This window comes from Rhodanobacter aciditrophus (genome assembly GCF_050026795.1).
Classification (GTDB): Bacteria; Pseudomonadota; Gammaproteobacteria; order Xanthomonadales; family Rhodanobacteraceae; genus Rhodanobacter_A.
Map to the genome: position 1 here is coordinate 286062 of NZ_JALBWP010000008.1, position 15496 is coordinate 301557.

8 protein-coding genes are annotated in these 15496 nt (G+C 71.9%); 7 read left to right on the top strand and 1 reads right to left on the bottom strand.

The annotated features are described in order from the left end of the window. The first annotated feature begins 330 nt into the window (after nucleotides 1-330). The 5 genes from thrC (at nucleotide 331) to ACQGNW_RS03095 (ending at nucleotide 9159) form a co-directional block, all read left to right on the top strand. Entirely contained in the window at nucleotides 331-1650 is a 1320-nt protein-coding gene (gene thrC, locus ACQGNW_RS03075) for a threonine synthase (protein ID WP_426661593.1), read from the top strand. A 261-nt stretch (nucleotides 1651-1911) separates the two neighbouring features. Next, on the top strand, nucleotides 1912-3189 hold the full coding sequence (gene tviB / locus ACQGNW_RS03080; protein WP_426661595.1) for a Vi polysaccharide biosynthesis UDP-N-acetylglucosamine C-6 dehydrogenase TviB: 1278 nt from the start codon (nucleotides 1912-1914) through the stop codon (nucleotides 3187-3189). Further along, nucleotides 3189-4241: an SDR family oxidoreductase gene (locus tag ACQGNW_RS03085; protein WP_426661596.1), complete on the top strand. Its 1053-nt coding sequence runs from the start codon at nucleotides 3189-3191 to the stop codon at nucleotides 4239-4241. Before tviB ends, ACQGNW_RS03085 begins: the two co-directional genes overlap by 1 nt. A 634-nt stretch (nucleotides 4242-4875) precedes the next feature. Further along, entirely contained in the window at nucleotides 4876-6249 is a 1374-nt protein-coding gene (locus ACQGNW_RS03090) for a TIGR03013 family XrtA/PEP-CTERM system glycosyltransferase (RefSeq protein WP_426661597.1), read from the top strand. A 504-nt stretch (nucleotides 6250-6753) separates the two neighbouring features. After that, the gene (locus ACQGNW_RS03095) at nucleotides 6754-9159 is read left to right on the top strand and encodes a hypothetical protein (protein WP_426661598.1); all 2406 of its coding nucleotides are present in this window, start codon (nucleotides 6754-6756) and stop codon (nucleotides 9157-9159) included. A 38-nt stretch (nucleotides 9160-9197) separates the two neighbouring features. Here ACQGNW_RS03095 and ACQGNW_RS03100 read toward each other — a convergent pair whose 3' ends face one another. Continuing rightward, complete coding sequence (locus ACQGNW_RS03100) at nucleotides 9198-10274, bottom strand: hypothetical protein (RefSeq protein WP_426661599.1); 1077 nt, start codon at nucleotides 10272-10274, stop codon at nucleotides 9198-9200. Between the two features lie 173 nt (nucleotides 10275-10447). Here ACQGNW_RS03100 and ACQGNW_RS03105 point away from each other — a divergent pair, with 173 nt between their 5' ends. Beyond that, nucleotides 10448-11371, top strand: a complete 924-nt coding sequence (locus tag ACQGNW_RS03105; protein ID WP_426661600.1) for a cupin-like domain-containing protein — start codon at nucleotides 10448-10450, stop codon at nucleotides 11369-11371. Nucleotides 11372-11376: 5 nt separating this feature from the next. Then, nucleotides 11377-15496 (top strand): amino acid adenylation domain-containing protein (locus ACQGNW_RS03110; protein ID WP_426661601.1); only part of this gene is annotated, 4120 nt, incomplete at its 3' end.

The following is a 15496-nucleotide window of genomic DNA, read 5'->3' on the forward strand; positions in this document are numbered from 1 at the left end:
GCTCGCGACGACCGTTCGCTTCTGCAACCCGGCTCGCCTGCGGCGGGCTTTCGGTCGCCTGCCGACGCCCGAGCCACTTCTCTTTGCTGGCCCACGCCAACGCCGGGAGCGGTGGCGAACAGCGATGCTGGCCCGAAGGGCGAAGGGCAGGATGCCCGGAGCCAAGAGAAGTAGCCAAGGGAAATGGCCTCGTTCAATACGCCGACACTACAAGCAGGACGTGTCGAGGACTTTGGAGCTGCTCCCGTCTACGCGATACACGATACGTCCACACTGCGCCGTATCCGGGAGCTGAGGAAAGCAAGCCATCGCGCACGGGGGACATGGGTCATGAGTGAGTCGCTGCGTTATTTCAGTACGCGCGGTCGCGCGCCAGCTGCCACCTTGAGTGAAGCCGTCGCTGCGGGTTTGGCGCCGGATGGTGGGCTGTATGTGCCGGAGCGGTTGCCGACAGCTGCGCCGGCGGATTTCGATCCGCGCGGCTCCCTGGCCGACACCGCCGCCACCTTGCTCGCGCCGTTCTTCGCGGGCGATCGGCTGGCCGACGAGCTGCCAGCGATCTGTGCCGAGGCGCTGGATTTCCCGGTGCCGTTGCGCGCGCTGCCGCATCGCGATGCGCAGGTGCTGGAGCTGTTCCACGGCCCCACCGCGGCGTTCAAGGACGTGGGCGCGCGCTTCCTGGCCGCCTGCCTGCGCCGGCTGCCGCGCGCGGACGAACGTCCGCTCACTATCCTGGTCGCCACCTCGGGCGATACCGGCGCGGCGGTGGGTGCGGCCTTCCATCGGCAGCCGCATGTGCGTGTGGTGATCCTGTATCCGGACGGACTGGTCTCGCCACGGCAGGCGCACCAGCTCGGCTGCTTCGGCGACAACGTGCGGGCGCTGCGCGTGGCGGGGCGTTTCGACGATTGCCAGCGCATGGTGAAGGCGGCACTCAACGACGCCGGCTTGCAGCACACCGTGCCGCTCAGCTCCGCCAACAGCATCAGCCTGGGGCGCCTGCTGCCGCAGATGAGCTACTACGCGCACACCGCGCTTGGCTGGTGGCGCGAGCACGGCGCGCCGCTGGACTTCATCGTGCCCACCGGCAATCTCGGCAACGCCCTGGCCTGCCTGTGGGTGCGCGCGATGGGGCTGCCGGTGGGCGAGGTTCGACTGGCCTGCAACGCCAACGCCACGGTGCCCGAGTTCTTCGCCGGCCGCGACTATGCGCCACGCGAAGCCGTCGCCACGCTGGCCAACGCGATGGACGTGGGGGCGCCCAGCAACTTCGAGCGCCTGCGCTGGACCTTCGGCGGCGACGACGCGGTGCTGCGCCAGGCGCTGCACGCGCAAAGCGTGGACGACGCCACGATCCGTCACACGATTGCCATGCATGCCGACACGCATGGCGAGGTGTTCTGCCCGCACACCGCCACCGCCGTGCATCTGCTCGACCGCTTGCGCGAACGGGGCGACACGCGCCCCTGGGCCGTGGTCGCCACCGCGCACCCGGCGAAATTCGACCAGGTGGTGGAGCCGCTCGTCGGGCGGCCGCTGCCGGTGCCGTCGGCGCTCGCGGCGATGCTGCAGCGCTCGGCCAGTGCCGCACCGATGCCGGCGAGCGACGATGCCCTGAAACACCGGCTGCAAGACCCCGCCTGCGCCTGAAACCGGCGACGATCGTGCCGTCAATACGGCGTCAACACATACCCTGCCCGTAGATGACTGGTGTTGATCCACCGCAGTGCGGAGGAGCTGCGCAGCCGCTACGATGCGTCGAGGAGGTGCCGGCTGCGCCGGTGGCACGCACTCGCGCGCTTGATCCGCGTCGGCAGCATGCGGCTTTGCCCGCAGCCGCGCACATCACCGCCTCCCGTCCCGGCCGCCGTCAGGCGGCCGCACGTTGGCCAGCAGACTGGAGGCGCCCGCATGCGGAATCTGGAAGACAGCAGGATCGGCATCATCGGCCTGGGCTATGTCGGCCTGCCGCTGGCGGTGGAGTTCGGCAAGCACTACGACACGCTCGGCTTCGACATCAACCAGGCACGCATCGACGAGCTGCGCGGCGGCAGCGACCAGACGCTGGAAGTGGACGCCGCCGAGCTGGCCGCCGCCACGCGCCTGCGCTACTCGGCCGTGCTGGACGACCTGCGCGCCTGCAACGTCTACATCGTCACCGTGCCCACGCCGATCGACCAGGCCAAGCGGCCCGACCTCACCCCGCTGGTGAAGGCCAGCCAGACGCTGGCGAAGGTGCTGAAGCAGGGCGACATCGTGGTGTACGAGTCCACGGTCTACCCCGGCTGCACCGAGGAAGTGTGCGTACCGATCCTCGCCGAGGGCTCCGGGCTGGTCTTCAACCGGGACTTCTTCGCCGGCTACAGCCCCGAGCGGATCAATCCGGGAGACAAGCAGCACCGCGTCACCGGCATCCTCAAGGTCACCTCCGGCTCCACGCCCGAAGTGGCGGATTTCGTCAATCGCCTGTACGGCTCGATCATCACCGCCGGCACGCATCGCGCCAGCTGCATCAAGGTGGCGGAGGCGGCCAAGGTGATCGAGAACACGCAGCGCGACCTCAACATCGCGCTGGTCAACGACCTCGCGATCCTGTTCAACAAGCTGGGCATCGACACGCTGGAGGTGCTGGAGGCGGCCGGCACCAAGTGGAACTTCCTGCCGTTCCGCCCCGGCCTGGTCGGCGGCCACTGCATCAGTGTCGACCCCTACTACCTCACCCACAAGGCACAGGAAGTGGGCCACCACCCCGACGTGATCCTGGCCGGCCGGCGCACCAACGACGGCATGGGGCCGTACATCGCCGGCGAAGTGATCCGGCTGATGGTGCGCAAGGGCATCAACCCGGTGAACGCGCGCGTGCTGCTGCTGGGCCTGGCGTTCAAGGAGAACTGCCCGGACCTGCGCAACACGCGCGTGGTCGACATCGTGCAGGCGCTGCGCGGCTACAACGCCGCGGTGGACGTGCACGATCCCTGGGTGAATGCGGCGGAGGCCGAGCACGAATACGGCCTGTCCCCGTTGGCCGAACCGCCGGCCGGCGCCTACGACGCGGTGATCGTGGCGGTGGGCCACAAGCAGTTCGTGGCGCTGGGCGCGGACGGCGTGCGCGCCTACGGCAAACCCTCGTCGGTGGTCTACGACGTGAAGTACGTGCTGCCGCGCGACGCCGTGGACGGGAGGCTGTGATGGCCACGCTCGACGCCCTGCTGCCGGCCGCCCTGCAGGCGCGGGTGCGCGCCGGATCGGGCACCTGGCTGGTCACCGGCGCCGCCGGCTTCATCGGCTCCAACCTGGTCGAGGCGCTGCTGGGCTTGGGCCAGCACGTGGTGGGCCTGGACAACTTCGCCACCGGCCACCGGCGCAACCTCGACGAGGTGGAACGGCTGGCCGGCCCGGAGGCATGGTCGCGCTTCCGCTTCATCGAGGGCGACATCCGCGAACCGGCGGATTGCCGCAGTGCCTGTGCCGGCGTGCGCCACGTGCTGCACCAGGCGGCGCTGGGTTCGGTGCCGCGCTCGATCGAGGACCCGCTGGCCACCCATGCGGCCAACGCCACCGGCTTCATCAACATGCTGGTGGCCGCGCGCGACGCCGGCGTGGCCAGCTTCACCTATGCCGCCTCCAGCTCCACCTACGGCGACGAGCCCAGCCTGCCCAAGGTGGAGGACCGCATCGGCCGCGCGCTGTCGCCTTATGCGGCGACCAAGCTGTTCGACGAGATCTATGCCGAGGTGTTCGCGCGCTGCTACGGCTTCAGGTCGATCGGGCTGCGCTACTTCAACGTGTTCGGTCGCCGGCAGGACCCCGAAGGTGCCTACGCCGCGGTGATCCCGCAGTGGATCGCCACCATGATCCGCGGCGAGGACGTGTTCATCAACGGCGACGGCGAGACCACACGCGACTTCTGCCACGTCGCCAACGCGGTGCAGGCCAACCTGCTTGCCGCGCTCGCGGCCGAGGAGCACCGCGACCTGGTCTACAACGTGGCGGTGGGCCAGCGCACCAGCCTGAACCAGCTGTTCGAGGGGCTGGTGCAGCAGCTGGCGGCCGAGAACGTGCGTTACGACCGCCCACCGGTCCACCGCGAATTCCGCGCCGGCGACGTGCGCCACTCGCTGGCCGACATCAGCCGCGCCGCGACGCACCTGGGCTACGCGCCCACGCACACCCTGGTCCAGGGCCTTGGCGAGGCGATGCCGTGGTATCTGGGCTTCATCGCGCGACAGAAGACGTCCTGAGCAACCGCTCAACATCTCCATGCGATCCCGCGCCAGGGGCTGCTTGCGCACGGCCCGGGGCAGGACGACGGCAGCTGGGGAGGGTCCATGGATGGATGCGGCGCCCCGCGCACGCCAGATCCGTGCCCCTTGAGTTACAGGGCGGGGCGTGGACGTCCATCCCCCGACGAGGCGATGCCGCGCGCGTGAAGTAAACGGACCAGAGCCATCGCATGAGCGCCAGACGGCGACGTGCGGCTCCACCCTCGCTTTCGCTGGCGTGGACTCCCCCGCCCGGCGCCATGCCATGCACCGCCGCAAGGCGGCCGCGGACGCAACGCGGGGTTGCGCCGGGATATTGGCCAGGCCGCAACAGCCCGCACCCGCCCAGCCCTCCCCCAGCGCTGGCCCGCCCCGCCTCGTCCACATGCAAGCGCCGCCGGGCTGCCGGCAGCCCTCCGCCCGCGACCGGAGCCCGGCCAGTGCATCCGGATGCGATTTCTGAGTATTTCATTCTCATTTTGTGATGTATTTCGCAAAACATGTATTGCGTCATCGTCACACACATGGTATGGACACCGGCTCACCGCATTGCTACTCTTCATCGCCCGCAGGCACCGGAAGCCTGGGGAGGGGGAAGGGAATGCTGCGGTTCATGCACACACAATCCACGCGCTGGCTGCTCTTGCTGGCGGTGGCGGAGTTGCTCCTGCTTTGCGCGTCCTTGGCCGTGGCCATCTGGCTGCGCTTCGGCAGCATCGACGAACTGGGCCACCTGCCCGCACGCGCACTGATGTTCGCCCTGATGCTGATGCTGGGCCTGGCTGCCATGGGCCAGTACCAGGCCCACATGCGCGTCACCTGGTTCGGCCTGCTGGCGCGCCAGGCGGTCGGTTTCGCGCTTGGCGTCCTGGGCCTGGTCGTCGCCTACTACGTGCTGCCGAAGGCCTACGTGGGCCGCGGCGTGCTGGGCATCGCGCTGGTATTGGGCTTCGTGGCGGTCACCGCGTTCCGCGCGGCGTTCCTGCGGCTGGTCGAGGTGGACGCGTTCAAGCGGCGCATCCTGGTGCTCGGCGGCGGCGCGCGCGCATCGCAGATCCACAGCCGCATGCGCCGTCGCTCCGACCGGCGCGGCTTCGTGGTGGTCGGCTTCGTGCCCCGGCCCGGCGAAGCCCTCGACGTGCCCGCCGGGTTGCTGGTCACGCCCGACGCCCCGCTGGACGTATGGGCCGAGCGGCACGGCATCGACGAGATCGTGGTCGGCGTGGACGACCGCCGCGGCAGCCTGATGATGGACGAGTTGCTCGAATGCCGGCAGCTTGGCATCGAGGTAACCGACCTCACCACCTTCTTCGAGCGCGAATCCGGGCGCGTGCAGCTGTCGCTGACCTACCCCTCCTGGCTGGTCTATTCCGGCGGTTTCTACGCCTCGCCGATGCGCCGGCTCAGCAAGCGCTGCTTCGACCTCGCCGCGGCCCTGCTGGTGCTGGCGCTGACCTGGCCGCTGATGCTGCTGACGGCGCTGGCCATTCGCGTCGAATCGGGCGCCGGTCAGCCCATCCTGTATCGCCAGGAACGCGTGGGCGTGCGCGGCAAGACCTTCTGGCTGATCAAGTTCCGCAGCATGCGCACGGACGCCGAACGCGACGGCGTGGCGCGCTGGGCGGCCAAGGACGACGACCGCGTGACCCGCGTCGGCCGCTTCATCCGCAAGGTGCGGCTCGATGAGCTGCCGCAGCTGTGGAACGTGCTCAAGGGGGAAATGAGCTTCATCGGCCCGCGCCCCGAGCGGCCGCAGTTCGTCGCCGACCTGGCGCGGAAGATCAGCTACTACAACCTGCGCCACTGCCTCAAACCCGGCCTGGCCGGCTGGGCGCAGCTGCGCTACCCCTACGGCGCGTCGGAGGACGACGCCGCCGAGAAGCTCAAGTACGACCTCTACTACGTCAAGAACAACAACCTGCTGTTCGACCTGCTGATCCTGATCCAGACGGTCGAAGTGGTGCTGTTCCGTCGAGGCGCACGCTGACCGGGAGCACCCGCCAGGGCTGGCTTGGCGGGATCCATCATGATGCGAGGATTCGCGATGCCGAGCCCAAGCTTGCCGGGTCACCCGGACACTCCCGCCCCGCGCGGGCGGGAGTCGGCCGCCGCAGGCCGTCGCTGGCGCTGGCGCGTCGCGCTCGCTGCGGCGGCCGCGCTGCTGGCGGCAGTGGTGATGGCGCAGGCCATCGTGCGGATCCGTGCCCAACCCGCGATGCCGGTGCCGGCCAGCCGGACGGCGGCACCCGCCGTGGCGCCGGCAGCTGAACCCGATGCGCCCCCCGCATCCGCGCCTGCCGCAGCGGCACGGATGCAGACGGCGCCCGCCCCCCCGGCGGCACGGCGGGCGCAGGGCGCGCCGGATGCCGAGCCACCCTTGCGGCAATCGTCGGAGAGCCTGGCGTGGACGTACCGGACCCTGCCCTGCGATAGCGGCGGCGGCCTCGCGGAATCCATCCCGGCGGGCGCCGGTCCATGCAGGCCCTCGCACGTGCTGACCCTGGTGGACGCACGGACGACGCAACCGCACGGCGCGTCCGCACCCGCTCCGGCCGCCTTCGGCGTGCGGGCGCTGGCCGCCACGACGCTGGCGCCGCATCCGCGGCTGCTGCTGGACAGCGCCACGCTGACCACGCTGCGCCAGCGCGCCACCAGCTCCAACCCGCAATGGGTGGCGCTCAAGGCGAAGTGCGACTCCTACATCGGCGGCACGGTGGAATACCCCTCCGGCAATGCCTACCCGGACCTGCCCAACGTCGGCCAGGGCTACCAGGGCAGCGACTACGTGACCGCCTTGCTGGCCGAAGGCATGTGCTACCAGGTGCTCAAGACCAGCAACGCCTCGGCGGCGGCCAACTACGGCGCCAAGGCGGTCGACATCCTGCTCAAGATGTCCGCCTCCGGCAGCCAGGGACAGCCGCCCTGCACCGACAGCGGTTACGGCATCCGCTTCTACGGCGTCGGCATGGGCCTGGGCTACGACTGGGTCTACGACCTGCTGACGCCGACCCAGCGCACGCAGGTCTACACCACCGCGAACGCCTGGATCACCGCCTGGGAGGCGCCCAACGGCTGCGCCGACTTCGAATACGCACACCCGCAGAGCAACTACTACGCGGGCTACTTCCACGCCAAGGCCGCCATCGCGCTGGCCACCTACGACGAGAACCCCTCGGGGCCGGCGGAGTGGGACGACTGGCTGAACAACCAGTTCGCCAAGCGCGTGCAGCCGTACTACCAGCAGCACCTGCTGGGCGGCGGCTGGCCGGAGGGCTACGCCAACTACGCCCCGCTGGGCATCCTCAACATGACCACGCCGCTGCGCGAGGTGAAGACGGCCACCGGCCAGGACCTGGTGCACGCCGGCGCACCCTACAGCTTCCCGCTGGACAGCGCCGAGTACGCGATGCACTTCACCTGGCCATCGCGCTCCTATTTCGACGACCGCGACACCAACCACTCGAACTCCGACGGCCAGCCGCCGGGCACCACCCAGGTGGGCCTGTTCCAGCAGCTGCTCGGCGCGCTCGCCTACTGGGGCTCGCCGCACACGGCGATCTTCCGCCAGTACCTCGCCGACGTCGACGCCGCCACGAACGGCTACGGCTACGCGGACGAATGGCTGCGCTTCCTCGCGCTGGACCCGGCCGGCGCGACGGCGCCGGTGAGCGGCCTGCCGCTGTCGTACTTCGCCCCGGGGCTGGGCGCGGTGGCGGCGCGCTCGGACTGGGGCACCGGCGCCGTCTGGATGTCCTTCCGCGCCGCCCCCTACGCGAACAATCCCGCACAGGGCGAGGAATACTTCGACCAGGGCAGCCTCGCCCTGGTACGCGGCGGCACGCCGCTGCTGCTCAACGCCCCCGGCTGGCTGGTGCACAACCCGAACGGCACCGCCGACGAGGACCTGGTCTACAACGACAACTTCGGCAGCTTCAGCAGCGGCAACGTCTACTCGGGCAACCGCGAGGAAGAGAACGTCTTCTACGTCCGCAACCTCGGCAACGGCTCGCTGGTCGAGCCGTTCGGCCAGTTCGCCAGCACCACCGCGGACAACCAGGCCACCACCAAGGTGGCCGCGTTCGAGGACGGCAGCAGCTACGTCTACGTGCTGGCGACCGGTTTGCAGGACATGTACCGCAGCTTCGCCGCCGGCCCGGCGGTGGTGAACTGGGCGCGCGAGGTGGTCTACCTGCGCCCGGACCGCTTCGTGGTCTACGACCGCACCACGGCAGGCAGCGCGGGCTACGACCAATACCTGGCCTGGCACTTCCCGGCCAGCCCGGCCACCGGCACCGCCGCTGCCGGCGGCAATCGCCTCGACATCACCTATGGCGGCAGCTACGCCGGCGCGATGATCACCGTGCTGCCGCAGAACGCGACGCTTTCCACCGCGGCGCTGTACCCGTCCAGCAACCCGGTCAAGGCCTGGCAGGTGCAGGTGCGTTCGCCTGTCGCTGGCGCCAGCCAGCAATGGCTGACCGTGTTCGACCTGTCAGCGTCGTCGTCCAGCGTGGCCAGCGCCAAGCCGGTGACCGTCACCCAGGGCGGCATCCTCGGCGTGCAGCTGGCGGCGCCGGACGGCAACGCGGTGGTGGTCGGCAGCACGGGTGCCGCCGGCACGCCACTGGCCGGCACGATCGGCTACACCGTCGACAACCTGACCGCACTGCACGTGATCACCGACCTGGCTCCGTCGGCCGGCTACACGGTGACCGTCGCCGCCGCCAGCGGCAACCGGCAGACCGTCACGGTGACCCCGGGCGGTTCCACCGTGAGCAGCGTGCACGGGGTGCTCAGCTTCACGGTGAGCGGCGGCAGCGTGCAGCAGCCGACACTGCGGCCGCCGCCGGTGTCCGGCCTGCCGGTGCCCGGCTATCCGAAGCCGTACAAGGGATGATCGCCGCCATGGAGACGCCGGTCGTGCGCACGCGCCGTTCAGCCATCCTGCTCGATGTCGGTCACGTACATGCCGGCGCCGAGGTCGCCCGCGCGGCACGGATCCATCCCGGCGACGAACAGCGGTTGCTGCCCGCGCACCACGAAACCTTCCGCACGCCACGCCTGGAGCACGGGCGGGGTGACGGCGAGGCGCACTTCGATCGCCTGGTAACCCGCCTCATAACCCATCCGGCAGAGTTCCCGGATGGCAAGGCGATCGGCTCCCCCCACGCCGCCGGCAAACCACGCATCGGTCACGGTCATGAATCCGGGTGCGCGCACGTTGGTCTCGCAGACGAACCAGGCCAGCAGCGGCGCGCCCGGCGCGGGCGCCACCAGCAGGAAGCGGCGGCGCACCGCCGGCAAGCCGAGAAAGCGCCACTCCAGCATCGCGCCGGTGCGCATCGTGCTCAGGCCGTCGCCATGCCCGGAACGTTCCCACAGGGCCGGCATGCGCGGATCGACCGCGTCGGTCCAGACCACGTGCAGGCCGGAACGCCGACCCAGCGCCCGCAGCCCCCGGCCCACGGCGACCGCACCGTCCAGCAGCGCGCCGCCGGCCCGGCCGAGCGGGCCGGGCAACACGCGCGGCGCGTAGCTCCCGTAGCGCAGCAGCTTCACGTGCCGCAGCAGCTGTGCGGGCACGCCGAAGCCGGCGCGCCGGCAGACCGCACCGCCCTGCGCATTGGTCAGGCCGTAGGCGAATTCGAAATGCTCAAGGCTGGCCGCCGCCATGCTGCGCGCCAGCCCCAGTGCCGGTTTGAGCGAGCGGTGCGTCGGCAACACCGCGAAATGGCTGACCACCGCAGCCTGCAATGCGCGCCCCTGCCAGAGCATGGGGCGCGGGCCGGCGCCGATGGTGCCCACGATCTCGCCGCTGGGACGATGGCGCAGCAGCCGAAGCAGCGGACGTCCGAACGGGCAATCCAGGTAGAAGACGTCGTACATCCGCTCGAGCTGGTCCTGCCAGCCGATGTGGCCGCGCCAGATGCCGATGACGGTGCCGCGATCCCGCTCGAGGTGACCCTCGACCGTCTCGTAGCGATCGTCGAGCACGGTGTCCCGCGTCTCCATGCGTGCGCATCCCCCAGCGGCGACGATCCGGAATTCTGCGCGCCGCCCCGCTGCCGTTCAAGGCGGCGCCGCCGCACCGGCGGCGATGCGCGGCCGGCGCGCGCGCCGCATCGGGCGGCGCGCCGCCCGGGCGCGGTCGCGGGCGATGCCGGCGACCTCGCGGAGGCCACGACATGAGCCACCAGGAAGCAGTCGTGCAGATCGACTGGGGTGCGTTCGATCCGTGGAAGATCATGCCGGTGCGCCATCGGCTGATGCAGCACCCGCTGCTGCAGATGGACGCACTGGTGGAGCTGGGGCGGCGTCTCGACGCGCGCGGCAGCGTGCGCACGCACAGCGACGACGCCGTCGCGGGCACCCCGTTCAACACCGCGCCGCGCATGCACCCCAACCGCGCGGGCGCGGCGGCCACCCTGGCCGGCATCGCCGAGGCAAAGGCCTGGATGTCGCTGCTGAACGTGCAGGCCGACCCGCTCTACCGCACCCTTGTCGACGAAGTGCTGGATGGCGTCGCCCCGGGTGTCGCACGCCGCGACCCCGGCATGGGCTATCGCGGCGGCTGGATCTTCGTCACCTCGCCGCGCGCGGTCACCCCGTTCCATTTCGACAAGGAACACAACTTCATCCTGCAGGTACACGGCCGCAAGACGCTGTACGTATGGGACCCGCGCGACACCGCGGCCGCCAGCGAACGGGCGCGCGACCTGTTCCACGCCACGCACAGCCGCGATCGGCTGCAGTGGGACGAGTCGCTGCGCGCGCGGGCGCACGTCTTCCACCTCGAACCCGGCGACGGCGCCTACATGCCCTCCACCAGTCCGCACATGGTGGAGAACGGCGACGGACCATCGGTGACGGTCAGCTGCACCTACTACACCGACGCCACGCGCCGCGACGCGCTGCTGCACCGGACGCACGAGCGGCTGCGCACGTGGGGCATGGAGCCGCCGCCGGTCGGGCACAGCCGCTGGCTGGATGCCGGCCTGCTGGCCGCGTTCCGTGCCGCCGCCCTGCTGCGCCGGTGCCGCGCGCGCATCGCCGGCGTTCCGCTGCCGCAACTGGACCGTGAGCCGTACGCGCTCGCCCGATCATCGTGAACGCCATGGAAAACGAACGCGCCATCGCCATGCCAGACGCCTCGCCGGGACTGCCGGAAGCCCTCCCCTACGCCGGCCCGCGCGGCACCGGCGTCGGCGAAGCGGCGTTGCCGCTGGATCCGTCGCTGCCGGCCGCGCTGGGGCGTCGCGCCGCACAGGCCGGCGTCGATCCGGCCAGCCTGTACCAGGCCGCCCTCGCCCTGCTGGAGGCGCGCCTCACCGGACGCGACAGCGTCGCACTGGCGATGCCGGAACCGGCACCGCCAGCCGTCCGCGTGCTCGCCGTGCCGGCGCAGGCCGAAGTCGACGACTGGCTGCACGCCTGCGCCGCCGCGCCGCTGCAGGCAGACGCCGAACCCAGCCCGGTCGGCGCATGGCAGCACGAGGCATCACGCCGGGTGCCGCTCGCCTGGTCGATCACGACGGACGCATCGGCCAGCCTGCGCCTGCGCCACGACCTGGCGGCATTCGACCCCGCGGCAGCCGCGCTGCTGGCGGCCTGCATGCATCGCGTACTCGCCGGGCTGGCCACGGCGGAACGACTGGAGACGGTGACGGCCTGCGATCCGCAGGAACGGCAGCGCATCGACACCGTGTGGAACGCCACTGCCGGATCGCGACATCCGGCGGACACCGTGCACGGACTGTTCGCCGAGATCGCGCGCACCCACGCCACGGCTCCTGCCCTGGCCTGGAACGGCGGCGAAACGAGCTACGCCGAACTGGACCAGCGCGCCGCGCGCATCGCCGCCGGTCTCGCCGCCGCCGGCGCGAGGGCCGGCTCCGTGGTGGCCATGCTGCTCGACCGCTCGGCCGACGCCATCGCCGCCATGCTCGGCATCCTCAAGGCGGGCGCGGCCTATCTCCCGCTCGACCCACACGACCCGCCGGAGCGGCTGGCCCGCATCGTCACGGACGCCGGCGCCGCGCTGGCGATCGGCGAGGCGCAGGCCGCGCCATCGCTCGGGCCCGGCGTGCCGCTGCTGACGCTGGCGCAGCTGGAACAGGCGACCGGCGACGCGGTGCCGCCGGGCACCGGCGGAGATGCGCTGGCCTACGTGATGTACACCTCCGGTTCGACCGGCACGCCCAAGGGCGTGGAAATCCTGCATCGCGGCATCATCCGGCTGGTGCGCGAGGTGCGCTACGTCGACCTCGGCGGGCAACCGCGCGTGCTGCATGCCGCACCGCTGGGCTTCGACGCCTCCACCTTCGAGATCTGGGCCGCACTGTTGAATGGCGGCACCTGCGTGATCCACGACGAGCGCGTACCCAGCGCGCGCGGCCTCGGCGCCACCATCGCCGCGCACCGGGTGCGCATCGCCTGGCTCACCGCCGCGCTGTTCAACGCGGTGGTGGACGAGGACCCGTCCCGGCTCAACGGGTTGCGGCAGCTGCTGATCGGCGGCGAGGCCCTGTCGGTGCCGCACGTGCGGCGCGCCCTCGCGGCACTGCCGGACACCGCCATCATCAACGGCTACGGCCCGACCGAATGCACCACCTTCGCAGCGACCTGGGCCATCCCGCGCGAGCTGTCCGCGCAAGTGCGCTCGATCCCCATCGGCCGTCCGATCGCCGACACCACGCTGCACGTGCTCAACGCCCGCGGCGAAGCGGTGCCGGTGGGCGTGGTCGGCGAGTTGTACATCGGCGGCGCGGGCCCGGCCCGCGGCTACCGCGGCCAGCCGCGGCTCACCGCCGAACGCTTCGTCACCGACCCGGCGAGCGGCGAGCGCAGGTACCGCACCGGCGACCGCGCGCGCTGGCTGCCCGAGGGCGTGGTGGAGTTCGCCGGGCGGCTGGACGACCAGGTGAAGATCCACGGCCACCGCATCGAGCTGGGCGAGATCGAGGCCGTGCTCCGCTCGATCGACGGCGTGCGCGCCTGCGCGGTGCTGGCGCGCGAGGACCGGCCGGGCCAGCGGCAACTGGTGGCCTACGTCGTGGCCGACGGCGCCGCGGACGCCCCCGCGCTGCGCGCGCGACTCGCGCAGCGCCTGCCCGACTACATGGTGCCGGCGCGCTGCCTGCTGCTGGCGTCGCTGCCGGTCACCCGCAACGGCAAGCTCGACCGCCGCGCACTGCCTGCGCCGGACCGCCGCCGGCCCGAATGGGCGCAGCCCTGGGTGCCGCCGCAGGGCGCGCTGGAAGCCGCCGCGTGCCGGGCCTTTGCCGAGGTGCTGGCGATCGACGAAGTCGGCCGCAACGACCACTTCTTCGAGCTGGGCGGCAGCTCGCTGCTGGCGCTGCAGGCGCTGCTGCGCATCCGCGAACAGTGCGGCATGGCGCCCACGCCAGCCGCGTTCTTCGACGCGCCCACGCCCGCCGGCGTTGCCCGCGCGCTGCAGGCGCCGGACGCGGCGCCGGTGCCGGACGCGCCCGCGCACGACGGCGACGAACCCATCGCCATCATCGGCATGGCCGGGCGTTTCCCCGGCGCCGCCAGCGTGGAGGCGTTCTGGGACAACCTCTGCGCGGGGCGCGAGTCGATCACGTTCTTCGCCGACGGCGAGCTGGATGCCTCGATCCCCGCTTCGCTGCGCGACGACCCCGCCTACGTGCGCGCGCGTGGCGTGCTCGACGACGTGGAGCGGTTCGACGCCGGGTTCTTCGGCATGCCGCCGCGCGAGGCCGAGCTCACCGATCCGCAGCAGCGGCTGTTCCTGGAACTGTGCTGGGAATGCATGGAACGCGCCGGCCACGTGCCCGACGCGGACGCGATGCCGGTGGGCGTGTTCGCCGGCATGCACAACGCCACCTACTTCCAGCACCACCTCGCTGCGCGGCCGGACCTCGTCGCGCGCTTCGGCGCCTTCCAGGTGATGCTGGCCAACGAGAAGGACTACGTCGCCAGCCGCGTCGCCCACCGGCTCAACCTCACCGGCCCGACGCTCAGCATCAACACCGCGTGCTCCACCTCGCTGGTGGCGATCTGCGAGGCGGTGGAAGCGCTGCGCGGCGGACGCTGCGGCATGGCGCTGGCCGGCGGCGTGGCGATCACCTGCCCGCCGCGCAGCGGCTACCTGGGCCAGGAAGGCACCATGCTGTCGCCCGACGGCCACACCCGCAGCTTCGACGCGCAGGCGGCCGGCACGGTGTTCAGCGACGGCGCCGGCGTGGTGCTGCTGCGCCGCCTGTCCGACGCGCTGGCCGACGGCGACCCGGTGATCGCGGTGATCCGCGGCGGCGCGGTGAACAACGACGGCGGCGGCAAGGCCAGCTTCATGGCGCCCAGCAGCACAGGACAGGCGCGGGTGGTGGCGCAGGCACTGGCGCGCGCCGGCGTCCCGCCGCGCAGCATCGGCTACGTGGAAACGCACGGCACCGCCACGCCGATCGGCGATCCCATCGAGCTGGAAGGCCTCACCCGCGCGTTCCGCCAGGGCACGGCGGATACCGGCTTCTGCCGCATCGGCTCGCTGAAGAGCAACGTGGGCCACATGGTGATCGCCGCCGGCGCCGCCGGCGTGATCAAGACCGCGCTGGTGCTCGCCGAGCGGAAGCTGCCGCCGAGCCTGCATTTCCGCATGCCCAATCCCGCGATCGACTTCGCCGCCTCGCCGTTCGTGGTCAACGACCGGTTGTGCGACTGGGAGGCCGGCCCCACGCCGCGCCGCGCAGGGGTGAGTTCCTTCGGCGTGGGCGGCACCAACGCGCACCTGGTGATGGAAGAGGCGCCGGCGCGGGAGGCGTCGACGCCCGCCACGGGCCCGCAGCTGCTGTGCCTTTCGGCGCGCACGCCGGGCGCGCTGGCGGCAACGGCGGCGCGCCTCGCCGACCACCTCGCCGCGCATCCCGCGCTGAACCTCGCCGACGCCGCGTGGACGCTCGCGGCCGGCCGCAAGGCGTTCGCGCACCGCCTCACGCTGGTCGCCGACGGCGTCGACGACGCGGTCGCGGGGGGGGGGGGGGGGGGGCGGGGGGGGGGGGGGGGGGGGGGGGGGGGCGGGGGGGGGGGGCGGGGGGGGGGTGGGGGGGGGGGGGGGGGGGGGGGGGGGGGGGGGGGGGGGGGCGGGGGGGGGGGGGGGGGGGGGGGGGGGGGGGCGGGGGGGGGGGGGGGGGGGGGGGGGGGGGCGGGGCCGGGGGGCGGGCGGGGGGGGGGGGGGGCGGGGGCCGGGGGGGGGG